Genomic DNA, 26,774 nt, shown 5'->3' on the forward strand with positions numbered 1-26,774 from the left:
GGAACTGACACATGGAAATTTCATTATTAACAGATGTTGGTCAGAAACGGACAAATAACCAAGACTATGTCAACCACTATGTCAATAGAGCTGGACGTACCATGATTATTTTAGCTGATGGGATGGGAGGTCATCGCGCAGGGAATATCGCTAGTGAAATGGCGGTAACAGACCTAGGTATAGCTTGGGTCGATACCCAAATCGATACAGTCAATGAAGTGCGTGAATGGTTCGCCCATTACCTAGAAATTGAAAATCAAAAGATTCACCAGCTTGGTCAGGATGAAGCTTACAGAGGCATGGGAACTACTTTGGAAGTCCTTGCTATTATTGATAATCAGGCTATCTATGCTCATATTGGTGATTCGCGTATCGGCTTGATTCGTGGGGAAGAATACCATCAGTTGACGAGCGACCATTCCTTGGTCAATGAATTGCTCAAGGCTGGTCAATTGACACCAGAAGAGGCAGAAGCTCATCCACAGAAAAATATTATCACCCAGTCTATTGGGCAAAAAGATGAAATTCAGCCTGATTTTGGGACAGTTATCCTTGAGTCAGGTGACTATCTCTTGCTCAATAGTGACGGTTTGACCAACATGATTTCAGGCAGTGAGATTCGTGATATTGTAACCAGTGATATTCCTTTAGCAGATAAAACGGAGACACTTGTTCGTTTTGCTAACAATGCAGGAGGTTTAGACAACATTACGGTTGCCCTTGTTTCTATGAACGAGGAGGATGCAGAATGATCCAAATCGGCAAGATTTTTGCCGGGCGCTATCGGATTATCAAACAGATTGGTCGAGGAGGCATGGCAGATGTTTACTTGGCCAAAGATTTGATTCTAGACGGGGAAGAAGTGGCAGTGAAGGTTCTGAGAACCAACTACCAGACAGACCCGATAGCTGTAGCTCGTTTTCAGCGTGAAGCGAGAGCTATGGCAGATTTAGACCATCCTCATATCGTTCGGATAACAGATATTGGTGAGGAAGACGGTCAACAGTACCTCGCTATGGAGTATGTGGCTGGGCTTGACCTCAAACGCTATATCAAGGAACACTATCCTCTCTCTAATGAAGAAGCCGTCCGTATTATGGGACAAATTCTTCTCGCCATGCGTTTGGCCCATACCAGAGGAATTGTTCACCGGGACTTGAAACCTCAAAACATCCTCTTGACACCAGATGGGACTGTCAAGGTTACAGACTTTGGGATTGCAGTAGCCTTTGCTGAGACGAGTCTGACTCAGACTAACTCGATGCTGGGTTCAGTCCATTACTTGTCACCAGAGCAGGCGCGTGGTTCGAAGGCGACTGTACAAAGTGATATCTATGCAATGGGGATTATTTTCTATGAGATGCTGACAGGTCATATTCCTTATGACGGGGATAGTGCGGTGACCATCGCCCTCCAGCATTTCCAGAAACCACTGCCATCGGTTATAGCTGAAAATCCATCTGTGCCCCAGGCTTTGGAGAATGTTGTTATCAAGGCAACTGCTAAGAAATTGACAGATCGCTATAAATCAGTTGCAGAGATGTATGTGGACTTGTCTAGTAGCTTGTCTTACAATCGTCGCAATGAGCCTAAACTGGTATTTAATGATACTACTAAGGCGGACACCAAGACACTACCAAAGGTATCCCAGAGTACCTTGACTTCGATTCCTAAGGTGCAAACACAAAGTCCGAAGCCACAGACTGCGAAGCCGAGTCAGCAGGTTTCAGAAGACAATTACGCAACCAAGCCTGTTAAGAAACGGAAATTTAGAGTTCGTTATATGATTTTGTTGGCCAGCATTGTATTGGTGGCAGCTTCTCTTATTTGGATACTATCCAGAACTCCTGCAACCATTGCCATTCCAGATGTGGCAGGTCAGACAGTTGCGGAGGCCAAGGAAACGCTCAAGAAAGCCAATTTTGAGATTGGCGAGGAGAAATCAGAGGCTAGTGAAAAGGTGGAAGAAGGGCGGATTATCCGTACAGATCCTGAAGCTAGAAAGACTCGAAAAGAAGGTTCGAAAATCAATTTGGTTGTCTCATCAGGCAAGCAATCTTTCCAATTGAGTAACTATATCGGCCGTAAATCGACAGATGTTATCGCAGAACTCAAGCAGAAGAAGGTTCCTGAAAATCTCATCAAGATTGAAGAAGAGGAATCAAGTGAGAGCGAAGCAGGAACTGTTCTCAGACAGAGTCCAGCTGCTGGAACAACCTATGATTTGAGCAAGGCAACTCAAATCGTCTTGACAGTAGCTAAAAAAGCTACGACGATTCAATTAGGGAACTATATTGGACGGAACTCTACAGAAGTAATCTCAGAACTCAAGCAGAAGAAGATTCCTGAGAATTTGATTAAGATAGAGGAAGAAGAGTCCAGCGAAAGCGAACCAGGAATGATTATAAAACAAAGTCCAGGTGCAGGTGTTCCTTATGATTTGAGTAAACCTACTCAAATCGTCTTGACAGTAGCTAAAAAAGTTACAAGTGTTGCCATGCCGAGCTACATTGGTTCCAGCTTGGAGTTTACTAAGAACAATTTGATTCAAATTGTTGGGATTAAGGAAGCCAATATAGAAGTTGTAGAAGTGACGAAAGCGCCTGCAGGTAGTGCAGAAGGCATGGTTGTTGAACAAAGTCCTAGAGCAGGTGAAAAGGTAGACCTCAATAAGACAAGGGTCAAGATTTCAATCTACAAACCTAAAACAAGTTCAGCTACTCCTTAAAATCAGATGGATAATCAAAATAAGTAATCAATCTTTGTCATGATTTCATGGCAAAGATTTTTTTTGACTCCAGATTTGTGATAGAATAGAGGGAGTTGATAAAAGGAGGCAAGCATGGAAGAGTCAAAAGAATTAAATGCCGTCATCGATGTGATTATGTTAGCTGGAACCATTCTTCTCAAAAGTGGCTCAGAGATTCATCGTGTAGAAGATACCATGATTCGGATCGCGCATTCGCAGGGGATTATGGATTGCAATGTTCTTGCTATGCCTGCAGCTATCTTTTTCTCCATTGAAAACACCAATATTTCGCGAATGAAACGCGTGACTTCCTCTTCTTATAACATTGAAAAAGTCTGCGATGTCAACCAGATTTCTCGTCAGCTGGTTGGGGGGCAGATTGATTTGGAGACAGCCTTCAAGCAATTGACAGCCTTGCAGGCCCAACCTCTTCCTTATACCAAGTTGCAGGTAACTTTGGCTGCGACCTTAAGTGCTCCTTTCTTTTCGGTTATGTTTAGTGGAAATATCTACGACGCACTTGGGGCAGGAGTGGCTACCTTATTTGGTTTTGCCTTTTCCCTCTATGTGGAGAAGTTTATCCGAATTCCTTTTGTAACAGCATTTGCTGGAGCCTTTGTCTTTGGGATGATAGCTCAGTTTTGGGCGCGCTACACAGGCTTTCCCTCAACGGCAGATTTGATTATAGCTGGTGCGGTCATGCCTTTTGTACCAGGTATTGCCTTGACCAATGCGGTTCGTGATATTATGACTAACCACATAAACTCTGGTATGAGCAAGATGTTTGAATCCCTGCTCATTACCCTTGCTTTAGGGGCGGGAACTTCTGTCGCCTTGGTATTGATGAACTAATATGACACTAACAACCTTTTTATTACAAGCAGTAGCAAGTCTTCTTGCCATTATCACTTTTCTAATCGTACTCAATGTGCAACGGTCCATGCTCTTACCTGGAGGGATTTTGGGCATGGCTGTCTGGCTAATCTATCTTTTGCTCAAGGAACCGACCAATGTTATTGTGGCTACTTTTATTGCAGCCATTATAGGTTCTTGTGTCAGTCAGATTTTAAGTATTCTTTATAAGACACCTGCTGTGGTCTTTATCTTGGCCATCTTGGCACCGCTGGTTCCAGGTTATCTCTCCTACCGAACAACTGCCTTTTTTGTGACAGGGGACTATAATAAAGCGCTGGCAAGTGCGACCTTGGTTGTCATGCTGGCTCTGGTAATCTCTATTGGAATGGCTAGCGGAACAGTAATTCTCAGACTGTATCATTATATAAAAACACATCGAGTATCCTAGGCTTTACAGAAATGAAAGAATTTTCTGAAAAATAAGACAAATGAATTGACAAGGCTTTCTATGTATGCTATTCTCTCTACATATAGGAGGAAAAATCATGAAAAAATCACTATTTTCCTTATTGTCTGTAAGTCTACTGACCTTGCTGTTTATCCCAGTCATGGTTTCTAGTTCGGGTTCAGAATTTCAAAGTGGATTGCAAGAGCATCAGTTGATTGCCGAAAAGGTTAGTAAAACACTTGACAAGACATTTGATAAGAATATCAGAGAAATTCCGACCAGTCAGTTTTATCAAGAATTTGTAGATGAGATGGGAAGGACTTACTCAGGAGATTTGATCCTCCAGGAGCTGAGAACTGTGAATGGCGCTTATAAAGCTACTTATGTCGGTGAACTCTATAGCAACTAATCATTCTTTAAAATTATGACCAATAAGAGGCTTGATTTGGTGAATCAAGTCTTTTTTCTCTCTTTTACTACCATTTGTGATAAAATAGTACTGAACGATTTTTTACATGAATGATAAAACAGAGGTAAATATGACAATCGGTATTGATAAGATTGGTTTTGCGACCAGTCAATATGTCTTGAAGTTACAAGACTTAGCAGAAGCGAGGGGCATTGACCCTGAAAAATTAAGCAAAGGACTCTTACTCGAGGAATTGAGTATTGCACCCCTAACTGAGGACATCGTGACCTTGGCTGCCAGTGCTAGTGACTCTATCTTAACTGAGCAAGAAAGAGCAGAAATCGATATGGTCATTGTGGCGACTGAGTCAGGAATTGACCAGAGTAAGGCTGCAGCTGTCTTTGTGCATGGCTTGCTGGGTATTCAGCCCTTTGCTCGTAGTTTCGAAATTAAAGAAGCCTGCTATGGAGCGACAGCTGCCCTTCATTATGCCAAATTGCATGTGGAAAATTCTCCACAGTCCAAGGTCTTGGTCATTGCCAGTGATATTGCCAAGTATGGTATTGAAACTCCAGGAGAACCCACTCAGGGTGCTGGCAGTGTGGCCATGTTGATTACACAAAATCCACGCATGATGGCTTTTAATAATGACAATGTGGCTCAGACTCGTGACATCATGGATTTCTGGCGTCCAAATTACTCGACAACTCCTTATGTCAATGGTGTCTATTCTACCCAACAATATTTGGATAGTTTGAAAACAACTTGGCTTGAATACCAAAAACGCTACCAGCTTACTTTGGATGATTTCGCAGCGGTTTGCTTCCACTTGCCTTATCCTAAATTAGCGCTAAAAGGTTTGAAAAAAATCATGGATAAGAGCCTGCCTCAAGAGAAAAAAGACCTCTTGCAAAAGCATTTTGACCAGTCTATTCTCTACAGTCAAAAGGTGGGGAATATCTACACAGGTTCCCTCTTCCTTGGACTTTTGTCTCTCTTGGAAAATACAGATAGCTTGAAGGCTGGGGATAAAATCGCCCTTTATAGTTATGGAAGCGGGGCTGTAGCTGAGTTCTTCAGTGGTGAATTGGTTGAAGGATATGAAGCTTATCTGGATAAAGACCGTTTGAACAAGCTCAACCAACGAACTGCCCTGTCTGTTGCAGACTATGAAAACATCTTCTTTGAGGAAGTGGTGTTGGATGAAACAAACTCTGCCCAGTTTGCTGGCTATGAAAATCAAGATTTTGCCTTGGTGGAAATTGTTGACCACCAACGCCGTTATAGCAAGGTTGAAAAATGATGAAGATAAGTTGGAATGGATTTTCTAAAAAATCATACCAAGAGCGCCTCGAGCTGTTACAAGCTCAGGCGCTCCTTAGTCCTGAGAAGCAAGTGAGTTTGGAGCAGGATGAACAGATTAGTGTGACTGTGGCAGATCAGCTGAGTGAGAATGTAGTGGGAACTTTTTCTCTGCCTTATTCGCTGGTCCCAGAGGTTCTCGTTAACGGTCAGGAATACACAGTTCCCTATGTGACAGAAGAACCGTCCGTGGTTGCTGCGGCCAGCTATGCCAGCAAAATCATCAAGCGTGCAGGCGGTTTTACCGCACAAGTCCATGAGCGTCAGATGATTGGTCAGGTAGCCCTTTATCAAGTTGCTAATCCTGAACAAGCTCAAGAGAAGATTGCAAACAAAAAGACTGAGCTCTTGGAGCTTGCTAATCAAGCCTATCCTTCCATTGTTAAACGTGGGGGCGGGGCGCGTGATTTGCATGTAGAACAGATCAAAGGCGAAACAGACTTTCTCGTTGTTTATCTCCATGTCGATACCCAGGAAGCTATGGGAGCCAATATGCTTAACACCATGCTGGAAGCCTTGAAACCCGTCTTAGAAGAACTCAGTCAGGGACAGAGCCTTATGGGAATTTTGTCCAACTACGCGACCGATTCTCTGGTGACTGCAAATTGTCGCATTGCCTTTCGATACTTGAGCCGTCAAAAGGATCAAGGGCGAGAGATTGCGGAGAAAATAACTTTGGCTAGCCAGTTTGCGCAGGCTGATCCTTACCGAGCTGCTACTCACAATAAAGGGATTTTTAATGGTATTGATGCCATTTTAATTGCCACTGGTAATGACTGGCGTGCTATTGAGGCAGGAGCTCATGCCTTTGCCAGTCGAGATGGACGCTACCAAGGTCTTAGTCAATGGACGCTGGATCTTGAAAGAGAAGAATTGGTTGGTGAGATGACCCTGCCCATGCCTGTGGCGACCAAGGGTGGCTCTATCGGCCTTAACCCTCGTGTAGCCCTCAGTCATGAGCTACTGGGAAATCCTTCTGCCAAAGAATTGGCCCAGATTATCGTGTCTATCGGTCTTGCACAAAATTTTGCAGCCCTGAAAGCTTTAGTCAGCACAGGAATTCAGCAAGGCCACATGAAATTGCAGGCCAAATCCTTAGCTCTCCTAGCAGGTGCCAGTGAATCCGAGGTAGCTCCCCTAGTCGAGCGCCTCATCGTAGATAAAACCTTTAACCTAGAGACAGCCCAGCGTTATTTAGAAAATTTAAGATCATAAAAAACTCAGACGAATTGGTCTGAGTTTTCTTGTGCTTATATTCTTCGAAAATCTCTTCAAACCACGTCAGCTTCGCCTTGCCGTAGATATATGTAACTGACTTCGTCAGTCTTATCTACAACCTCAAAGCAGTGCTTTGAGCAGCCTGTGGCTAGCTTCCTAGTTTGCTCTTTGATTTTCATTGAGGTATTAAATACTTTTTCCTGGTAATAGAGTAACTGGTAGGAAGTAACCGGTTGTTGCGACTTCCTTGCCTTCAATCTTTTGCAAGAGAAGGTCAACAGTGAGGCAGGCAATCTCTTCCAAAGGTTGTTTGATGGTCGCGAGTTGAGGATAGTAATTTTCGATAAAGTAAGTCCCATCATAGCCGATGACCTTGAGCTCTTCTGGGACAGAAATGCCCAGTTCTTGAGCGATTTTAATGACCAGAATGGCAGTCAAATCATCCGAAGTAAAGATGGCATCTGGTTTTTGTCGGGTCAAGATATTCTTGATTTCCATTTCTTTTCTGACGGGAGAAAAGTCACTGGAAACATTGATAATAGGTGCTTTGGGGAGTACGGATGCAAAACCAGCGTGGCGCAGTCCGGTTGGTGAGTTAGAATTGTCATTCCCTGTAATCATGATGATAGACTGGGCACCTGTCTTAACCAAGGTCTGGGCGGCTAGGACTCCACCAGCATAGTTGTCAGAGGAGACGACAGGGATGTCTGGCGATAGGTTTCGGTCAAAGGAAATAATAGGTGCCGTCACACGATTGTAGTCTTCAATTCCTAGGTTGTGACTACCAGAAATGATGCCGTCCACCTGATTGGCTTCCAACATTTCGATGTATTCGCGTTCCTTCTCAGAATCATGTTCACTGTTGCAGATGATGGTCTTGTAACCATTTTTGAAGAGTTGGTGTTCCAATTTATCAATCAATTCTGCATAGAAAACATTGGAAATATTGGGGAAAATCAAGCCGATTAACTTAGCTGATTTTCCTTGCAGACTACGAGCCAGGTTGTTGGGTTTATAGCCCAATTCTCGCATGGCTTCATTGACCTTTTGAATGGTTTTTTCAGATAGATACCCTTTTTTATTGATAACCCGAGAAACGGTAGTAGGGCTGACGCCTGCAAGTTTGGCGACATCAGTTAGTTTTGCGACCATAATCTAATTCATAGTAAGTTCCAGTTGGGTTTCCAGATTTGATCAGGATCCCATTTTGGTCCGCATGTGGGAAGACACGACCAGAAAATACTTTTTCTCCTTTATTGATGAAAATTTCAAAGACAGAGTTATCGATGAAGATTGTAGCAGTAGTAGCCTGATTATCGATTGGGCAAGAACGAGTTGTCCCAAATTCTTGAGCATACTGTTCACCAGCCTGGCTACGATCCACTGTCACTTGACCATTTACAAGGTCAAAGTTGATTGCAAGTCCCTTGCCTTCTTTGTCAGCAAGTAAGACAATCTCGCTCTGGCTATTAGCTTCCAAGTTGAGCTCGAGTTCGTAGGTGTTATTGGTTTGAGCACGGTTTGAGAAGACTTCTTCAGAAGCACGAAGGTCCTTGATAGCTGCGACTGGGTATTGGTAGAGTTTGCCGTCTTTGATAGTCAGTTCTTTGACCAATGAGAAGGTTCCTTGGTGGTCAAAACGGTCAGATGGGTAAGAAACATCTGGCAAACCAAGCCAGCTAACTGCTAGAGCACGTCCATCAGGAGCGTTGAAGGCTTGAGTTGCATAGGCTTCGAAACCATAATCCATGTTTTGAAGTTGAGATACATCTACCATTTTGGCGTTTTCAGGGTCAAAGGAAGCCCCAATTTTGTACATATTTGGATAGATATTGTCGTAGTCTAGAACTTTCTTATCCAATCCTTGTGGGCAGTAGAGAAGGACAGGTTGCTCTCCTACAAAGACTAGATTTGGGCATTCCATCATGTAGGCAGTGCGGTCGTTAGCAAAGTCAAGGTCGCCAACTGCTTGCCAGTTTGTGTAGTCGTTGTCCACAGCCTTGTAGAGACGGACGAAGCCTTTTTTCTCCAAGTCCTGTCCTCCGACGATAGCATAATATTGACCTTTAAAGTTAAAAATTTGCGGATCGCGGAAGTGGTCAGTAGAGTCTGCTGGCTGGTCAATCAAGATCTTGTCAATCTTCGTAATCTTGCCATCCTTATCCATCAAAGCACCGATCTGGTAAGGGTGACGGATCCAGTTTTCATCACGGACATTTCCTGTATAGAATAGGAATAAGTTATCGCCAAACTGCATGGCAGAACCAGAGTAGGCACCGTGGCTATCTAATGGAGTATCAGGCAAAACTTTGACTCCAGTTTCTGTGAAATGAACCAAGTTCTCACTTTCCAATTGAACCCAAGATTTCAAACCGTGGGCTGCACCAAAAGGAAAGTTCTGATAAAAAACAATCCACTTTCCATCAAAGTAAGAAAAGCCATTTGGGTCGTTAAGAAGTCCTGTTTTTGGCTCAACATGATAATGAGTATGCCATGGAGATTGTGCCATATTTTCTTTAATATTCTTAATTTCTTCTTGCGTCCAATCTTGATAAAGTCTGTAACGACGCTCAGTTGTCCATTCCATTCTTCTATTCCTCCAAAAATCTTATCACTTTTAATAGTAACCGTTTTCGGAAAAAAAAGCAAGACTTTTATGTTAAAAAAGAGAAAAAACTGTCAAACGTTTATCATAAAATAAATGCAGGAAATCAATCAAATTTTCACAAAAATATGAAAGAGAATGAAATAAAACCCTTTTAACCAAGATTTTAAACTTATTTTTTTAAGGAACACCTGATAAAACAGTCAAAATCAATCAATCTAAAGCGAGCAAACTAAGTGGATAGAATATTTTTTCTGCAAAACGCTTGACATATTTCTAAAACATGATAAAATAATAGTCGTAGGGCGAATAAAATCGCTTTCAAACAAGAACAAAATTTTATATAAGGAGATTTTTGCTATGGATTATAGTAAAGTTGCTGCCGAGGTCATTGAGGCTGTCGGTAAGGATAATCTTGTAGCTGCAGCCCACTGTGCAACTCGTCTTCGTTTGGTATTGAAAGACGAATCAAAAGTGAATCAAGCAGCTCTGGATAATAATGCGGATGTCAAGGGAACTTTTAGCACTAACGGACAATATCAAATTATCATTGGCCCTGGTGATGTTAACTTCGTGTATGCGGAAATCATCAAGAAAACTGGTTTGAAAGAAGTTTCGACAGATGATTTGAAAGAGATTGCTAATAAAGACAAAAAGTTCAATCCATTGATGGACTTGATTAAACTTTTGTCAGATATCTTTGTTCCTATTATCCCTGCCTTAGTTGCAGGTGGTCTCTTGATGGCTTTACGTAACTTCTTGACATCGCCAGACTTGTTTGGACCTCAATCAATTGAAGATATGTATCCTGCAATCAAAGGCTTCTCAGCTATGATTCAATTGATGTCTGCTGCTCCATTTATGTTCCTCCCTGTTTTGGTTGGTATTTCAGCAGCCAAGCGCTTTGGAGCAAACCAGTTCCTTGGTGCGGCAATCGGTATGATTATGACCACTCCAGATTTGGGTGGTAAAGAAGCCTTCTGGGACATCTTAGGTTTCCATGTTACACAAACAAACTATGCTTATCAAGTGATTCCAGTCCTTGTTGCAGTCTGGTTGTTAGCAAATTTGGAAAAATTCTTCCACAAGAAATTGCCATCTGCAGTTGACTTCACTTTCACACCGCTTTTATCAGTGATGATTACGGGATTCCTTACCTTTACAGTTATCGGTCCTGTTATGTTGGTTGTGTCTGATGCGATTACAAATGCGATTGTATGGTTGTACAACACAACAGGTGCCTTTGGTATGGGGCTATTTGGTGGAACTTACTCACTAATCGTTATGACAGGTCTTCACCAATCATTCCCAGCAATCGAAACACAATTGTTGTCTGCTTACAATAATAACGGTACTGGATTTGGAGACTACATCTTTGTTGTTGCTTCAATGGCAAACGTAGCACAAGGTGCGGCTACTCTTGCAATCTACTTCTTGACAAAAAATGCTAAAACAAAAGGATTGTCAAGTTCGGCTGCTGTTTCTGCCTTCCTTGGTATTACAGAACCTGCTCTCTTTGGGGTAAACTTGAAATACAAATTCCCATTCTTCTGCGCCCTTGCTGGTTCAGCAATTGGTGCCTTCGTAGCAGGTTTAACTCACGTTATTGCAGTTTCATTGGGAGCGGCTGGATTTATTGGATTCCTTTCTATTAAGGCTGGTTCAATCCCTATGTATATAATTGCGGAAATTATGTCCTTTGTTGCCGCCTTTGCTTTCACTTATTTCTACGGGAAAACAAAAGCAGCTAGTGTCTTTGCTGATGAAGCTGCCACAGCAACCGCAGAAACAGTTACAGAACCTACAGTAGAAGCACCAGTAGTGGAAGAGACTGATACTCTTCAAAATGAAACACTTGTAACTCCTATCGTCGGTGATGTTGTCGCTCTTGCTGATGTCAATGACCCTGTTTTCTCAAGTGGAGCTATGGGACAAGGTATCGCTGTGAAGCCTAGCCAAGGTGTGGTTTATGCACCAGCTGATGCTGAAGTTTCAATTGCCTTTCCAACAGGACACGCTTTTGGTTTGAAAACAACTGATGGTGCTGAAGTTTTGATTCACGTTGGTATTGACACTGTGTCTATGAACGGTGACGGTTTTGAAGCAAAAGTTGCTCAAGGTGATAAGGTTAAAGCTGGCGATGTTCTTGGAACATTTGACTCAAACAAAATCGCTGCAGCTGGACTTGATGATACAACAATGGTTATCGTTACAAATACAGCTGACTATGCTTCAGTAGCTCCAGTCGCAACAGGTTCAGTTGCTAAGGGGGATGCTGTGATCGAAGTGAAAATCTAATCAATCCTCTCTAAGGTGAAAACGAACAAATGATATGTTTGTTCGTTTTTATTAGATGGTAAGATTTACAGAGGAAAATCTAAAAAATAGAGAAACTTAGATTTTCGAAATATGCTATAATAAAGAAAATAAAAACAAGAGGTTTATCATGACAAAATTATATGGAAGCTTGGAAGCGGGCGGTACAAAGTTTGTCTGTGCTGTCGGTGATGAAAACTTTAACGTTGTAGAAAAAACACAATTTCCAACAACAACACCAATCGAAACAATCGATAAAACCATCGAGTTCTTCTCAAAATTCGATAACCTTGCTGGTCTTGCAGTTGGTTCATTTGGTCCGATTGATATTGATAAAAACTCAAAAACTTATGGCTTTATCACAACGACTCCAAAACCAAACTGGGCAAATGTGGACTTGCTTGGTGCCCTTCGTCGCGCCCTCAACGTTCCTATGTACTTCACGACAGACGTAAACAGCTCTGCTTATGGTGAAGTGGTTGCCCGTAACAATGCTGGTGGCCGTATCGAAAACTTGGTTTACTACACAATCGGTACAGGTATCGGTGCAGGTGTCATCCAACGTGGTGAGTTTATCGGCGGTGTGGGTCATCCTGAAATGGGTCATTATTATGTTGCTAGACATCCAATGGATATTGAAAAAGAGTTTAAGGGTGTTTGTCCTTTCCATAAGGGATGTCTGGAAGGCTATGCAGCTGGTCCAAGTTTGGAAGCTCGTACAGGTGTTCGTGGGGAAAACATTGAACTCAACAACCCTGTTTGGGATGTCCAAGCCTACTATATCGCTCAAGCTGCGGTTAATGCGACAGTGACTTTCCGCCCAGACGTGATTGTCTTTGGTGGAGGGGTCATGGCTCAACAACACATGCTGGACCGTGTCCGTGAGAAATTTACATCTCTTCTTAATGGCTACCTACCAGTACCAGATGTGCGTGAATACATCGTAACTCCAGCAGTCGCAGGAAATGGTTCTGCTACTCTTGGGAACTTTGTTCTTGCAAAAGAAGTTTCAAAATAAAGCACAAAATCCGCTTGGGAAACCAAACGGATTTTTTATGTGTCAAAGCATTTGCCAGAAAAAGTCGATAATATAGGTCAGACCGTAGGTATAAACCACGAGGGTAAAGGGTTTGGTCAGAATGATGATAGTCATATAACGCTTGAAACTCATCTTGGTCAGTGCAGCCAGCATACAGAGAAAGTCAGCCGGACTAATGGGCCAAATCATCATAAAGATAAAGAAACGGTCAAAACGATTTCCTTTATCCAACCAGCCGATATACTTGTCATAGGTGCGCTTGCTGACGACAGACTGGACAAAGGCGGCCCCATAGAGTCGCACCAGATAAAAGATAATGGCGCAGCCAATCACGATCCCGATATAGTTGTAGATAGTCCCGATGATGTGACCGTAGATAAAGACCCCAGCCACCGAGGTCAAGGCCCCAGGAATGATAGGGACGACCGTCTGTAAAATCTGTAAAAAGATAAAGAGAGGTGGCCCCCAGATACCTGCCTGCTGGATAAAGGCAGAGAGGGTTTCCTTAGACTGTAAAATCCCAGCCTGATAAGCCCAAATACAGAAAATCAAACTCCCAACACCACCGACAATGGATGAGATATTGATAACTTGCTGCAGAAGGGGAGAAACAGCTTTCATTTGTTTATCCTGTGACATGTAAACTCCTCTTAGATAGTATATTTCTACTATACCATATTTTGGAGGAGAAAGGGGGAATGAGTATTTTTGTCATGGGAAGAGTGATGGAATTTGAGCCTAAACATGCTATAATAAAGGGAGCAGACATGTAGCAAAGGAGAGAGTATGATACAGGTAAAACCAGAACTGGGGATAGAAAAACAACTGATCAGCCAACTGGTAACTGGGGAAAGTCAATGGACTTACAGAGATGACCTCAAAACAGAAGAGCAATTATGGGAAAACTTCTTTGAAAAGTTAGCTCAGAACAATGTGGCTCGATTGGCAGAACATCCCCTGACAGAACAGGAAAAACGCCAGATAAAGAATCAACTGAACTTTATTAGCTACTATGATGCGGCCAAGTGGTTGGTCGGCGAAAATGGCATTGCCAAGGTTGAAGTTCAGAGAGAAGATGCTAGTTTGGGGACTATCCGTTTATCTGTCATCTGGAGAGACAATATCGCAGCTGGTAAGTCTAGTTATGAGGTTGTCAACCAAGTCGAGAGAGATAAGATAAATCCTCAGGATCAAGACCGCAGGCTAGATGTGACCCTCTTGATCAATGGCCTTCCAATGATTCAGATTGAGCTTAAAAGTCCTCGAGTTGCTTTTTTAGATGCCTTTCATCAAATCAAGAAGTATGATAGGGAAGGCAAGTTTCGTGGCATTTACTCTAGCTTACAGATGTTTGTTGTGACCAATAAGGTAGACACACGCTATATCGCTGCAGCTAGAGAAAACAAACTCAACAAGCAATTTCTAACCAAGTGGGTGGATAAGGACAACCAACCCATAACGAGCTTGACCAGTTTTGCCCACGAAGTTCTTTCTATCCCTCGTGCGCATCAGATGCTCATGCAGTACTCTGTCCTTGATGATAGTAAGAAGGCTCTTATCCTCTTGCGTCCCTACCAGATCCATGCCATCGAAGCAGTGCAAGAAGCTTCTCGCCAGCAAGCATCAGGCTATGTTTGGCATACGACAGGTTCAGGGAAGACTCTGACCTCTTATAAAGTAGCGCGGAATCTCCTCCAAATCCCGTCTATCCAAAAGACAATTTTTGTCGTTGACCGCAGAGACTTGGACCAACAGACCACTTCATCTTTTCTCTCTTATGCGACCAATGATGTCATTGATATTGATGAGACGGATAATACTCATGATTTGGTCAAGCGACTAGGAAGTAATGATAAGCGTGTGGTGGTAACGACCATCCAGAAAATTACTACCATGATGCGTAAGTTTGAGCAAGGTCTTTACCAACGAGATGCGGACAAAATCAGGGGCCTTCGAGTGGCCTTTGTCGTGGATGAATGCCACCGTGCCGTTACGCCACAAACACAAAAAGACATTAAGGGATTTTTCCCACAGTCTCTCTGGTATGGTTTTACAGGCACACCTATCTTTAAGGAAAATAAACGCCAGCAAATCGGCGATCTAGCCCAAACCACCCAGCAACAGTACGGAGACCGTCTCCATGAGTATACAGTTAAGGAAGCCATTCATGATGGAGCTGTTTTAGGCTTTAAGGTAGATTATCGCAATACCCTCATCACGGATAAATCTGAAAATGACATACCAGATACTGTCTACGAAGATGAAGAGCATATGCTGGAAGTCTTGGATGCCATTATCAATAAATCCCGTCAACAGCTAGGATTCCAAAAAGGAGTTGGTAAGACCTACAATGCCATCCTAACCGTTAAATCCATCCCTCAAGCCCAAGCCTACTATGACCTCCTCAAACGAGTCAAGGCTGGGGAGACGAGGGTTAAGGTATCGGAAAGGGTCAAGCAGGTCCTTCCTGACTTTCCAAAGGCGACCATCACCTACTCGGTCACAGAAAATGAAGAAGACTCAAGAGCCAATCAAGACCACATGAAGCAGGTCTTAGAGGACTATAACCAAGAGTTTGATACCCATTTTACCATGGCGGATCTGCGTGGTTTTAATACGGATGTCAATAACCGTCTAGCTCGAAAGCATGACAAATACCTCTATCGAAATGAACAGTTGGACTTAGTCATCGTAGTCAATCGTCTCCTAACGGGATTTGATGCCCCTTGTCTATCAACTCTCTTTATTGACCGCAAGCCCATGCAACCGCAGGACTTGATCCAAGCCTTTAGCCGAACCAATCGTATCTTTGATTCTAGTAAGACCTACGGTCATATCATCACCTTCCAAAAGCCCCTAGCCTTTAAGGAAGCAGTGGATAATGCCCTCAAGCTCTACTCAAATGGTGGTGAAAACGAGGTCCTAGCCCCTAGCTGGGAAGAGGAAAAGAGGAACTTTTTACGGAGTTGCAGTGATTTCCAAAATCTCATCACCGATGATCCTGAGGAAGGACTCCAAATCGAGCAAATCTCTACACCTGAGTTGAGGAAACTAGCTAAAACCTATCAAGCCTTTGATAAATATTTAGCCTCTATCCGAGTGTACAAAGAGTATGATGAGGAAGAACTTTACAGTCAGACGGGACTTGATGGAGAGAAGTTGGAAAGGTATCTGGGACTTTATCGAAATGTCCTTGCAGAATTAAAAAGCCGAGTAGAGGATGATGACGATGGAGAGCCACTTGATATCCACTATGAACTGGAGTCTATCCAAGTGGACGAAATTAACTATGCCTATATCTTGACCTTAATCCAAAGCCTGATTGAACAAGGTCAGAGTCAAGAAAAGAACCTAAGCGCTCAAGATAGGGAAGCCGTGGATAACTATATTCAGAGTCTTGAGAAGACCAATCCCAATCTTGCTCAGATCATCACTGAACTTTGGAGAGAGGTACAAGAACATCCGAAAAGCTATCGTGGTCAGTCTATCGCAAATATTTTGGATCAGATGATTGAGGCTGTCATCCAGCAACATATCAAAGTCTTTAGCAAGCGCTGGTATGTCGGTGAGGATGAACTCCGTTACTATGTCGAACACTACCGTAAGGGAGCGAAAAAACAACTAGGAGAAAGTCAGCTGACCAAGAGCCAGCGCTATCAGGACTATAAGCTAGAGGTGGCGGATGCCCTCAATCCTCTCCTCTATAAAAAACAAATCAAGGAAGCCTATACCCAACTAGTGGAGGAAGTCATTGAGCCATTGAGGGTTGGAAGATAGCTCTTCGAGACTTAGAATAGGCCTACTTCCTAAAGTTTACATGTATTCTAAGCCTCGAATGATTGCGATTACATAAATTTACAAGTATTCTACGTTTCGAATTACTTATCTACAAAAGTTTTGAGGTCTTCGAGCTTTCGAATAGTCATATTTACTAAATTTTATATGTATTCTAAAACTCGAAAAGGTAAAATCTAAAAATAGTAAGAGTCTCTATCTGATGGACGGAGTGTATGTCCATCAGATAGGGGTTTTTTAATTTGAAAATGTCTGATTTGTCCTGAAAAGTACGTTTTAGATGGAAATAATGACAGTTGAGCGGAAGCGGAATAAATCTTTTAAAGTAACTGTTAGAATTATTTTAAAAGTTTACATAATGAAAAATAGAAAGAATATCATCATGACAAAAACATACGCTATTCGTCCACTTAGTTATAGTAACTTTACCAATCGTGAGTTTGAAAGCCTGATGATGGATACTCATCAAAGTTTGACCACTTTTTCTAAGGCAAACAAGGATGAATCTATGTATGCCAAACATTTGGAACCCTTCAAGACCAAGCTTGATGATTTTCAAGCTTAACTGGCGGCGGTGATCAAATATGACCAAGTGGAAAGTAAGGCGCGTGCTTCTAAGTCTACCAAGGAAGTTGGCAAGACCAGACAGCTCCGTACAGAACTTTCAACCAGCTACGAGCTCTTTATGCGCTATACCGCAGCTAGTGCAGAAGCCTACCCTGAAAAGAAACACCTGACTCAACTCCTCAAGGAACTCAATATCATCCGATATAGCAAGCGTCGTCTCATCACTAGTAGCAAGAAAGATAAAAAAACAAACCAGCAGAACCAGACCAATCATCAGGATAAAGACAACCCCTTAGAAGCGGATTTCTAAGGGGATTTTTATGGTTCCGTGGTATAATAATATGCAAAAGGAAATTACTATTTATTATATAAACTTGAAATTATTAAAATTTATATTAGGTAGATTAAAAATATATAATTTAGCAGGAGTAAAAAAACTATGAAGATTGATAAACATATTGTAGATATAAATAAAAATATTTGTAAAAATATAGAACAGATGAATATGATGAGAGAAAGAGGATTTTCTTCTCAAAATATTATGAATACTTTGAGAAATTTTGTAGAACATATTGCTGTTAAAATATATAACCATGATAATGATGTTGATTTGGAATGGAATTATCATAACATAGAACTGAGTATAAAATATATTAATGAAAAGTCAAACTATGTCTTTTTAAGAAAAATTCATAAATTTCTCCAAAAATCGGCTTCACATTATACTCTAGACGAAAATAATTCAGAGAGATTGTTACTTAAATATTATGAATATATGCTGAAAATAAAAAAATTTTTACTAACTAATTACAAATTTGAAGTTTTAGAAAATCTAGAAAAATTTCCCCTCTATATGGATACAATGTCTGAAGAATATTATGCAAAAATTGCTGATGTAATTGATAATCCAGAATATCCAATAACAGAGAGTGAAAGATATTACATACAAAAAATCAAACCATTTTTTGTGAATCAAAATATCTATTATGAAGTAACATATACCAGTACATATGGTGCTGGTAAAAAATCAGAGAGAATAACAGCGTATACTAATAAAGAAATTATGTCAAATTATGCAACGAAGCTATATATAAGAAATGAAAAAATAAATATATATGGTTCTACCCTAACTATATCAGTAATTGCTGATTGGGATGTTGCTATTCGTCCGTGTGAATTTCATTCATTAAGCCGTATCCTAAAAATTGGGGGAGATGAAGTGAAGTCTTCACACATGGAATATAGAATTTTAATGGCGTTTCTAAAGAAAAATCAAATAAATTTAATTGATATTATAGAATTAAATCAGGAGTTATATCAAAAAACTAAAGCTTATGTCAACCAAAAATCACAGGTATCTTATATCTTTGATATTTTAGATAATGCTAGAATGATAATTCAGGCAAACAATTCGGGCTCTAATATACTAAGATACTTACTGTTTCATATGAATAATGAGATTTTAAAAGAACAGTATTTTTATGATAATCATCCATATAATAAATGTGAAGGAGGAAATATAAAATTATCTGGTCTTCGATTAAAATGGGGGTGTATTCCTTTTGATGAGATGCCGTTTTGCTCTTCTTTAATAAATCATAATCCTAAAATATATGATTTATTAGCTTGTATTGATGATAGTGGGAAAGATAGCGAATTTCTAGCGAGACTAATAAAAAATAATACTGAGATTCATGGGAAAATATACACATCAATAACTGAATTGTCAGAAGAATACTCTGAAAGAGTTGAGGCTTTAGCTTGGCAGTATAATGAAAAAATAATAAGTAAACATGAAGGAAGAAAATTAAAAATTGAAAATGGACAAGTCTTTATTTCACAATATGAAACTGATTCACTTGAAGTTTTGAAAAAATTAATAGACTTTTCAAGAGATAATAATAAAAATCATACTCAATCAGTTGAGAGATGGTTAGAAACAAGCGAACATAGTATTGATGACCCTTTTAAAAAAGAGAAACTAACCTCACTATTTTCTGATTCTGCAGTTGCTTTAATATATGGTTCTGCCGGAACAGGAAAAACATACTTTATAAATCATATTGCACAATTTTTTAATTCAGCAGATAAATTATTTTTATCTGTGACACATACAGCAGTTGAAAATTTAAGAAGAAGAATCAGTTCATCGAATTGTGAATTTTCAACGATTCAGAAAATCAAATATAAAACAGAAATAAAATGTGACATATTATTTGTTGATGAGTGTAGTATGGTGAGTAACTCCGATATGGCAGAATTGCTAAAAAAAATCTCGTGTAAATTTCTAGTTTTAGTGGGTGATATTTTCCAAATTGAGGCTATTCAGTTTGGAAATTGGTTCGAACTTGCTAAAAAAATTATAAAAACGGAGGCTATAATAGAATTAGACACTCCATATAGAACACGGGATGATGGTCTGATTGAGGTTTGGGATAAAGTAAGAAATATTGAGCCTGACATTATGGAGCATTTATCTCGAAAAGACTTGAATTTTCAATTGGATGCCAGTATATTTGAAAAAGTTCATGAAGATGAAATTATTCTAAGTTTAAATTATGATGGAATCTATGGCATTAATAATATAAATAGATTGTTACAAGCATCAAATCCTCATCAAAGTATCAAATGGAATTCTAAATTTTATAAAATTAATGATCCTATAGTCTTTAGTGAGTCAAGTAGATTTAATGGAGTTTTGTATAACAATTTAAAGGGAATTATTAGAGATATACAAGTTATCGAAAATAGTGATAAAATTATTTTTACAATAGAATTGTTAGGAGTGGTTTTAAATGGATTAGATGTTTCTGATAGTGAGATAGAACTTTTGGAAAGTGGCAACAATAATAATTCTGTTATTAGGTTTAGTGTAGATAGATATAGTAGTGCAGATGAGGATATAGAAGATAATTCGGCGACAGTTCCTTTTCAAGTATCGTATGCAATTTCAATTCATAAGGCTCAAGGTTTGGAGTATGAATCTGTAAAAATTGTTATCACTAATGAAGTAGATGAACAAATTAATCATAATATTCTATATACTGCTATGACACGAACAAAAAAATATCTTAAATTGTATTGGAGTCCTGAAACAGAGAATTTTGTGATTTCAAATTTAAAGAAAAAAGACATAAATAAAGATTATAATTTATTAAAAATGAAGTTGTAGTATAGAAATGAGGTTTATTAAGAACTATGGGGAAGAAAGTCATTCCTAGAATTAGATTTCATGAATTTGAAAATACTTGGACTAAATCTAAATTAGGAGAATTATACGAAGTTTATTCCGGGAACACTCCGTCACGATCTGATAGTAGAAATTATCAAAATGGAGAAATTCCATGGATAAAAACAACAGATTTAAATAATTCTCTAATATGCTCTAATGAAGAAAAAATCTCAGTTTATGGAGCAACAAAATTAAAACTTTTACCTGAAAATTCTGTATTGATAGCAATGTACGGTGGATTTAATCAAATTGGAAGAACAGGGTTACTAGCTTATCCTGCTACGATTAATCAAGCCCTAGCTGCTTTGATGCCAGTCAATGAAATTAATCCAAATTTTCTACTAAATTTTTTAAATTTTAAAAAGGAAAGCTGGAGAAATGTTGCAGCGAGTAGTAGAAAAGATCCTAACATTACAAAAAATGATGTAGAAAAATTTATAATATCTTTTCCATCTTTAGAAGAACAATCCGCCATCGGATCCCTTTTCTGCACCCTCGACGACCTTCTAGCGAGCTACAAGGATAATCTCACCAACTACCAATCCCTCAAGGTGGCCATGCTCTCAAAGATGTTTCCCAAAGCTGGACAGACTGTACCTGAGATTCGTTTGGATGGATTTGAAGGTGAGTGGGAGAAAACTACCTTAGAAAAATCTACAGATCGGGTAAAATCCTACTCTTTGTCAAGAGATGTTGAGACAAATCAAGATACAGGTCTAAAGTACATACATTATGGTGATATTCATCTAGGAAAAGTTTCTATGATAGATGATGGAAATTCAATTCCATACATTAAATCGGATACAAAAATGAATGAATTTCTACAGCAAGGAGATCTAATTTTTGCTGATGCTTCAGAGGATTATAAAGGAATTGCAGAAGTTGCAGTTATAGCTATAACTTTATCAGAAAAAATAGTTGCAGGGCTTCATACAATAGCTGTTCGACCTTACTCAATTTTTGATTCTATTTTCTTATATTACATGTTTAAAACTCAAACGTTTAGAAAATATGGTTATAAAGTTGGTACAGGTATGAAAGTTTTTGGAATAAGTCCATCAAACTTAATGAAATATGAATTTTTATACCCTGATAAAAAAGAACAACAAGCCATCGTCTCTTATTTCTTAAACCTTGATAACCTCATCTCTGCTCACCAGGAAAAAATTTCTCAGTTAGAAACACTGAAGAAGAAACTTTTACAATATATGTTTTTATAGATTTTATGGAGGATTTTCTGTTGTTTGATATTTTTATTGGATTATTAACAAATGTTATATGGGTAATAATCGGATTTGCATTTGCAAACAGAAAAAGAATTAAAATGTATTTAGATGTGCTTCGTTACTGGAACAAGGATATTAGATTTAGTATTGCTTATTTATATAGAATAAAAATTGCTAATAAGTATCTTTTGATAAAAGGGGAGCATATAGATCAATATCAACCTGTTGGAGGTGTTTATAAAGTTTATGATTCATTCAAAGAGTTAGAGACTAAATTTGAAATTAGATTTGAGAATGAAGTGGGATTTTATGAGGAAGGGGATTTACGCTTTTTTTCTAAAGGTAAGTATGTATTAAAGATTTTAGATTGGTTTAATTCTAGAAAAAATCGTGAAATATCAGTGTATAGAGAATTTTTAGAAGAAATAATAACAGATAATATTCTTCCTAATGAAGCTTTAAGGAATATAAGAATTGAGTATATTAAACAAATAGAACCTAGAATTAGATTTTCAACAAATTATCAAAAAGAAGAAATTCTAATATTCGATATTTACGAAATATATTTACCAAAAGAATATGAGAATCTAATATCCGATTATCAAAGTAAGCATGATACGATCAAGTTAATAGATTTTCGAGATATTGAAAAAGAGTGCGTACAGATTAATGAATTTTCTAAAAAAATCGGTGCACATTCAAAATATATTTTATAAGATATTTGAGGTATTAAATTGAAAAAACTAAGACCTATTCCTGAACTTGAAGAATTGATCGAAAGTATTGATATTTCTGATGCAAATTACGAAAAAGCAACAAATAGATATTATTCCATAGTAGATTATATTTCCGATTCAGAATTATCTAATTATAGACCAGATATTTTTTTACAAGGATCTATAAAACTTGGTACTGCTATAAAGCCACTTACTAATGATGGAAACTATGATGTTGATATAGTGTGTAATTTTACTGGAAAACATATGCTTGAACAGTCTCAAGAGGATTTAAAAAATTTGTTAGGGAAATGTATAAAGAGTTACATGCAAAAACATAGTATGAAGAAGGAACCTTATAATGGTAATAGGTGCTGGACGATTGAATACAGCGATGATGTGAATTTTCATGTTGATATTTTACCTAGCGTTCCGTATGGCGATTCTCAAACTGATGATATAGCAATCACTGATAAGAGGCATCATGATTTTAATAATTTATCTAATAGTTGGGAAATAAGTAATCCAAAAGGTTATTATAAATGGTTCCGGGCTCAGTCTAATTTTGAGCATTATAAAGAAGAGTATAAAAGATTAAATCAAATTTTCGAGGAATTTCCTGAATATACAATTAAAACACCTTTACAAAGGATTGTTCAATTATTAAAAAGGCATGCAGAAGTATGTTTTGAGAATGAATTGGAGTACAAACCTTCCTCAATTATTATTACAACGCTAGCTGCTAAATCTTATCAAAAGGTTGTTTCTAAAAGTGAAACATTTGAAGAATTATTAGAAAATGTAATTTTACATTTGATTGAGGGAATAGATAATGACAGCACCAATCGTAAATGTGTACTTAATCCTGTAAATGAAAAAGAAAATTTATCTACAAAATGGAGTGAGGATGAACGTTATTTCAAAAAGTTTCTATATTGGTTAGAACAACTTTACTCAGATTTTAGTACAAATATTGAATTTTCAGATTCGATGAAAATGTTTTATATTAGACGAAGTATAGATAATAAAAATTTTAATATTGGAATAGATTTGAAAGAACTATCGTATTATGAAAAAAGTGAATGGTCAGAATCATTAATTTTACCAATAAGTATCAGTGCTTCTTTTAGACAAGATAATATTAGGAAACGTATTAAAAGTGGAGATGTAATATCGAAAAATGGAGATATTGATTTTGAATTAAAAGGTAATTTTCCGCCAACATACGATATCTATTGGAAGGTTACTAATACCGGAATGGAAGCGACAAATGCTAATTGCCTTAGAGGAAATTATTTTAAAGGAAAAAGAATTTTAAAAGAGAAGACCTCGTATTTCGGTAGACATTACGTTGAAGCTTATATTGTTAGTAATAATATTTGTTACGGTAAAACTATCCCTTTTGAGGTAAATATTACTAACACTTTTTTAAGTGGTTTAATTAACTAATTACTTATATAATATAGAAGGTATGAAAAAATGTATTATCTATAAATAGAATTATTTGAATAGACATCATAAAAGACACCTAGAAGAGAGATCGAGAAAGCCAAGCGGGAGTTTCAAGATTTGAAGGAAAGAGGGCTAAGAGATGAAGAATAGTGCCATCGGCGCCTACTTCTCCAACCTCGATAAGATCATCAGCTCTTACCAAGAAAAAATTTCTCAGCTTGAGACTTTGAAAAAGAAACTCTTGCAAGATATGTTTATATAGGTGATTAGTGATAACTTTTAACAATTATATTTCAAAACTTAGAAAGAAACATTATGGAAACAACACAAACTTCCCAGTCGCTCTATCAAGCTCTGTGGAACTCAGCGGATGTTCTCCGCTCTAAGATGGATGCCAATGACTACAAGTCCTATCTTTTGGGTATGGTCTTTTATAAGTACCTGTCAGATAAGATGCTCTTTTTCGTGGCGGAGACCATGGAGGAGGGGAGTGAGAGTCTAGAGGCTGCTCTTGAGGTCTATCGTAACTACTATGAGGATGCGGACACCCACGAGAATCTTCTTGTAGTCATGAAGGACGAACTCAACTACAGTATCAAGCCTGAGTTGACCTTTACGGCTCTTGTAGCACGTGTCAATGAGGGAACTTTCCAGCTGGAAGATTTGGCTCAAGGTTTTCGTGATATCGAGCAGAGTGATGAACTCTATGAAAATCTCTTTGAAGATATTGACCTCTATTCCAAAAAGCTAGGGGCGACTCCGCAAAAGCAAAACCAAACGGTGGCGGCGGTCATGAAAGAGTTGGCTGTGCTAGATGTGGCTGGTCATGCTGGTGATATGCTGGGGGATGCTTATGAGTATCTGATTGGTCAGTTTGCGACTGACTCGGGTAAGAAGGCTGGTGAGTTCTATACACCTCAGCCTGTTGCCAAGCTTATGACACAGATTGCCTTTTTGGGTCGTGAGGACCAGCTAGGCTTTACCATATATGATGCGACTATGGGATCTGGCTCCCTCTTGCTCAATGCCAAGAAATACTCTCATAAACCGCAGACAGTGGTCTACTTTGGTCAGGAACTCAATATTTCGACCTATAACTTGGCTCGGATGAACATGATTCTACACGGTGTTCCTGTTGAAAATCAATTTCTCCACAATGCCGATACGCTAGACGAAGACTGGCCGACTCAAGAACCAACCAACTTTGACGGTGTTCTCATGAACCCACCATACTCTGCCAAGTGGTCAGCAAGTTCAGGCTTTATGGCGGACCCTCGTTTCTCTCCTTTTGGGAAACTAGCGCCCCAGTCCAAGGCTGATTTTGCCTTTCTTTTGCATGGTTACTACCATCTCAAGCAGGATAATGGAGTTATGGCTATCGTCCTTCCTCACGGGGTTCTTTTCCGTGGAAATGCGGAAGGGACCATTCGTAAGGCCTTGTTAGAAGAAGGGGCCATTGACACGGTTATCGGTCTACCTGCCAATATCTTCTTTAATACCAGCATTCCGACTACGGTCATCATTCTCAAAAAGAACCGTACCAATCGTAATGTCTACTTTATCGATGCTTCTAAGGAGTTTGATAAAGGGAAAAACCAGAATATCATGACGGATGCTCATATCGAGAAGATTCTGGAAGCCTACAAATCTCGTGAGGAGATTAACAAGTTTGCCCATCTAGCGAGCTATGAAGAAATTGTCGAAAATGACTACAACCTCAATATCCCTCGCTATGTAGATACCTTTGAGGAAGAAGAAGTTGAGCCACTGACAGATATCGTCAGCAAGATTAACACGACAAATGAAGCAATCCAAACCCAAACCGCTTCCCTACTCGAAATGCTCGGTCAACTCCATGGAACCACACCAGAAGCCGATGCTGAACTCAAAAAGTTTTTGAAAGAGTTTGAAGGGTGATGGGAGTAATTGATTCGCTCATATTCCGCTCATTTTTAAGATACAACTTTGTTTCCATATTTCCTGGGAACTAGTAGAAAGTTAGGAGAAATATGGAACAAACTAATCAAAAATCCCGGTGCCAACAACTCTGGGCTAGAAACAAATACCTCGTGTTGAGCCATTCCAGCAATATATACAATGAGATTCGCCAATACTTGAAGAATGAAGAGGCAGAGATGAGTCAGGTTCAGGAGATGATTGACAGTGCCTGCCAGATTTCAGAACACAGGGGTCAGGTTTGCAATGCCTTTCAGCATATTTGGGGCTATTTCAAAAAGAAAGCAACAGATGCTGAGCGCAAGGACTATATGCTCTTACTTGATCGCTACCGCTTTGGTCAGGGTTCTAAGGAAGGCTTGATCACTAAGACTCGAGACTTGCTTGAAAACTATCCAAATAGCTACTTGCAACATTCGACTTTATTGAAAGGAGACTCCCATGAGACTTTGGCATGAGGCTTTGATTTCACAACTTCCCCGTCCGCAACTCTTGGGGCAACATCGAGAGTGTTGTGCCTTGCGTGGCAATGGCTGGGGCAGAAAGCATGCGACGGTGGATTATGTCTTTACTCAGTCGCCCTATCATCTCTATGCCTATAATCGCTTGATCATGGAGGAAATGGATGACCGTGGCTACAATGTCAGTCCAGAGTGGCTGGATAAGAACTACCGTGGCAAGACCTGCCCTCCTTATCAAGATTTAGTAGAGGAAAAGTTGACTAGTCCTATATACAGCGAACATGACGCGACCTAGTATGGGGAGTGTCTAGCTAATCTACGAGAGAAAGGGATAGACCTATAGTCTTTTCTAATAACAAGTCATAGTC

The 26,774-nt window shown here is 39.3% G+C and carries 21 protein-coding genes and 3 pseudogenes; 20 read left to right on the forward strand and 4 right to left on the reverse strand.

The window, feature by feature from the left end:
* The first annotated feature begins 11 nt into the window (after nucleotides 1-11).
* The 7 genes from PCY12_RS06400 (at nucleotide 12) to PCY12_RS06430 (ending at nucleotide 7,038) form a co-directional block, all read left to right on the forward strand.
* A complete protein-coding gene (locus PCY12_RS06400; RefSeq protein WP_000406237.1) occupies nucleotides 12-752 on the forward strand; it encodes a Stp1/IreP family PP2C-type Ser/Thr phosphatase in 741 nt (246 codons plus the stop codon).
* Nucleotides 749-2,728: a Stk1 family PASTA domain-containing Ser/Thr kinase gene (gene pknB / locus PCY12_RS06405; RefSeq protein ID WP_301352111.1), complete on the forward strand. Its 1,980-nt coding sequence runs from the start codon at nucleotides 749-751 to the stop codon at nucleotides 2,726-2,728. Before PCY12_RS06400 ends, pknB begins: the two co-directional genes overlap by 4 nt.
* A 114-nt stretch (nucleotides 2,729-2,842) precedes the next feature.
* The gene (locus PCY12_RS06410) at nucleotides 2,843-3,601 is read left to right on the forward strand and encodes a threonine/serine exporter family protein (protein ID WP_301352112.1); all 759 of its coding nucleotides are present in this window, start codon (nucleotides 2,843-2,845) and stop codon (nucleotides 3,599-3,601) included.
* A gap of 1 nt (nucleotide 3,602) precedes the next feature.
* Nucleotides 3,603-4,052: a threonine/serine exporter family protein gene (locus PCY12_RS06415; RefSeq protein WP_057487161.1), complete on the forward strand. Its 450-nt coding sequence runs from the start codon at nucleotides 3,603-3,605 to the stop codon at nucleotides 4,050-4,052.
* A gap of 160 nt (nucleotides 4,053-4,212) precedes the next feature.
* Nucleotides 4,213-4,461: a hypothetical protein gene (locus PCY12_RS06420; RefSeq protein ID WP_301352164.1), complete on the forward strand. Its 249-nt coding sequence runs from the start codon at nucleotides 4,213-4,215 to the stop codon at nucleotides 4,459-4,461.
* A 130-nt stretch (nucleotides 4,462-4,591) separates the two neighbouring features.
* Nucleotides 4,592-5,764: a hydroxymethylglutaryl-CoA synthase gene (locus tag PCY12_RS06425; RefSeq protein ID WP_301352113.1), complete on the forward strand. Its 1,173-nt coding sequence runs from the start codon at nucleotides 4,592-4,594 to the stop codon at nucleotides 5,762-5,764.
* A complete protein-coding gene (locus PCY12_RS06430; RefSeq protein WP_301352165.1) occupies nucleotides 5,764-7,038 on the forward strand; it encodes a hydroxymethylglutaryl-CoA reductase, degradative in 1,275 nt (424 codons plus the stop codon). The genes PCY12_RS06425 and PCY12_RS06430 overlap by 1 nt, the downstream gene beginning before the upstream one ends.
* Nucleotides 7,039-7,094: 56 nt before the next feature.
* Here PCY12_RS06430 and PCY12_RS06435 read toward each other — a convergent pair whose 3' ends face one another.
* Genes PCY12_RS06435 through PCY12_RS06445 form a run of 3 tightly spaced genes read right to left on the reverse strand, consistent with a single transcriptional unit; the run spans nucleotide 7,095 to nucleotide 9,628 of the window.
* Nucleotides 7,095-7,220 (reverse strand): hypothetical protein, encoded by a 126-nt coding sequence (locus PCY12_RS06435; RefSeq protein WP_033689216.1) that lies wholly within the window; start codon nucleotides 7,218-7,220, stop codon nucleotides 7,095-7,097.
* Between the two features lie 7 nt (nucleotides 7,221-7,227).
* Nucleotides 7,228-8,193, reverse strand: a complete 966-nt coding sequence (locus PCY12_RS06440; protein ID WP_175880591.1) for a LacI family DNA-binding transcriptional regulator — start codon at nucleotides 8,191-8,193, stop codon at nucleotides 7,228-7,230.
* The gene (locus PCY12_RS06445; protein WP_173306617.1) at nucleotides 8,174-9,628 is read right to left on the reverse strand and encodes a sucrose-6-phosphate hydrolase; all 1,455 of its coding nucleotides are present in this window, start codon (nucleotides 9,626-9,628) and stop codon (nucleotides 8,174-8,176) included. The genes PCY12_RS06440 and PCY12_RS06445 overlap by 20 nt, the downstream gene beginning before the upstream one ends.
* A gap of 378 nt (nucleotides 9,629-10,006) precedes the next feature.
* Between PCY12_RS06445 and PCY12_RS06450 the strand changes: the two genes are divergently transcribed.
* A complete protein-coding gene (locus tag PCY12_RS06450; RefSeq protein ID WP_301352115.1) occupies nucleotides 10,007-11,944 on the forward strand; it encodes a sucrose-specific PTS transporter subunit IIBC in 1,938 nt (645 codons plus the stop codon).
* A 148-nt stretch (nucleotides 11,945-12,092) separates the two neighbouring features.
* The gene (gene scrK, locus PCY12_RS06455) at nucleotides 12,093-12,980 is read left to right on the forward strand and encodes a fructokinase ScrK (protein ID WP_000164311.1); all 888 of its coding nucleotides are present in this window, start codon (nucleotides 12,093-12,095) and stop codon (nucleotides 12,978-12,980) included.
* 42 nt (nucleotides 12,981-13,022) lie between these two features.
* On the opposite strand, the gene PCY12_RS06460 is transcribed toward scrK, so the two are convergent.
* Nucleotides 13,023-13,640: a TVP38/TMEM64 family protein gene (locus PCY12_RS06460; protein ID WP_000076168.1), complete on the reverse strand. Its 618-nt coding sequence runs from the start codon at nucleotides 13,638-13,640 to the stop codon at nucleotides 13,023-13,025.
* A 147-nt stretch (nucleotides 13,641-13,787) separates the two neighbouring features.
* On the opposite strand from PCY12_RS06460, the gene PCY12_RS06465 reads away from it, so the two are divergent.
* From PCY12_RS06465 to PCY12_RS06515, 11 genes and pseudogenes are all read left to right on the forward strand, one after another.
* Complete coding sequence (locus PCY12_RS06465; RefSeq protein ID WP_301352117.1) at nucleotides 13,788-16,778, forward strand: type I restriction endonuclease subunit R; 2,991 nt, start codon at nucleotides 13,788-13,790, stop codon at nucleotides 16,776-16,778.
* A 400-nt stretch (nucleotides 16,779-17,178) separates the two neighbouring features.
* Nucleotides 17,179-17,673: pseudogene (locus PCY12_RS06470) on the forward strand (DUF6261 family protein).
* A gap of 129 nt (nucleotides 17,674-17,802) precedes the next feature.
* Nucleotides 17,803-20,535 carry an ATP-dependent RecD-like DNA helicase gene (locus PCY12_RS06475; protein WP_301352119.1) on the forward strand — a complete coding sequence of 911 codons (2,733 nt, stop codon included), beginning with the start codon at nucleotides 17,803-17,805 and terminating at the stop codon, nucleotides 20,533-20,535.
* A gap of 26 nt (nucleotides 20,536-20,561) precedes the next feature.
* The gene (locus PCY12_RS06480; RefSeq protein WP_301352121.1) at nucleotides 20,562-21,815 is read left to right on the forward strand and encodes a restriction endonuclease subunit S; all 1,254 of its coding nucleotides are present in this window, start codon (nucleotides 20,562-20,564) and stop codon (nucleotides 21,813-21,815) included.
* Nucleotides 21,816-21,835: 20 nt separating this feature from the next.
* Nucleotides 21,836-22,537: a hypothetical protein gene (locus tag PCY12_RS06485; RefSeq protein WP_301352123.1), complete on the forward strand. Its 702-nt coding sequence runs from the start codon at nucleotides 21,836-21,838 to the stop codon at nucleotides 22,535-22,537.
* 18 nt (nucleotides 22,538-22,555) lie between these two features.
* A complete protein-coding gene (locus PCY12_RS06490; RefSeq protein WP_301352124.1) occupies nucleotides 22,556-23,986 on the forward strand; it encodes a nucleotidyltransferase in 1,431 nt (476 codons plus the stop codon).
* A 72-nt stretch (nucleotides 23,987-24,058) separates the two neighbouring features.
* Nucleotides 24,059-24,139: pseudogene (locus PCY12_RS06495) on the forward strand (type II toxin-antitoxin system RelE/ParE family toxin); the annotation flags it as partial.
* A 1-nt stretch (nucleotide 24,140) separates the two neighbouring features.
* Nucleotides 24,141-24,251: pseudogene (locus tag PCY12_RS06500) on the forward strand (restriction endonuclease subunit S); the annotation flags it as partial.
* 53 nt (nucleotides 24,252-24,304) lie between these two features.
* Nucleotides 24,305-25,906 carry a type I restriction-modification system subunit M gene (locus PCY12_RS06505; protein ID WP_301352125.1) on the forward strand — a complete coding sequence of 534 codons (1,602 nt, stop codon included), beginning with the start codon at nucleotides 24,305-24,307 and terminating at the stop codon, nucleotides 25,904-25,906.
* Nucleotides 25,907-25,998: 92 nt separating this feature from the next.
* The gene (locus PCY12_RS06510; protein ID WP_301352126.1) at nucleotides 25,999-26,403 is read left to right on the forward strand and encodes a YbgA family protein; all 405 of its coding nucleotides are present in this window, start codon (nucleotides 25,999-26,001) and stop codon (nucleotides 26,401-26,403) included.
* Nucleotides 26,387-26,701 (forward strand): TIGR02328 family protein, encoded by a 315-nt coding sequence (locus tag PCY12_RS06515; RefSeq protein ID WP_301352127.1) that lies wholly within the window; start codon nucleotides 26,387-26,389, stop codon nucleotides 26,699-26,701. Before PCY12_RS06510 ends, PCY12_RS06515 begins: the two co-directional genes overlap by 17 nt.
* Nucleotides 26,702-26,774 lie beyond the last annotated feature (73 nt).

The sequence above is a fragment of the Streptococcus sp. SPS1 genome (genome assembly GCF_030439915.1).
Taxonomy (GTDB): domain Bacteria; phylum Bacillota; class Bacilli; order Lactobacillales; family Streptococcaceae; genus Streptococcus.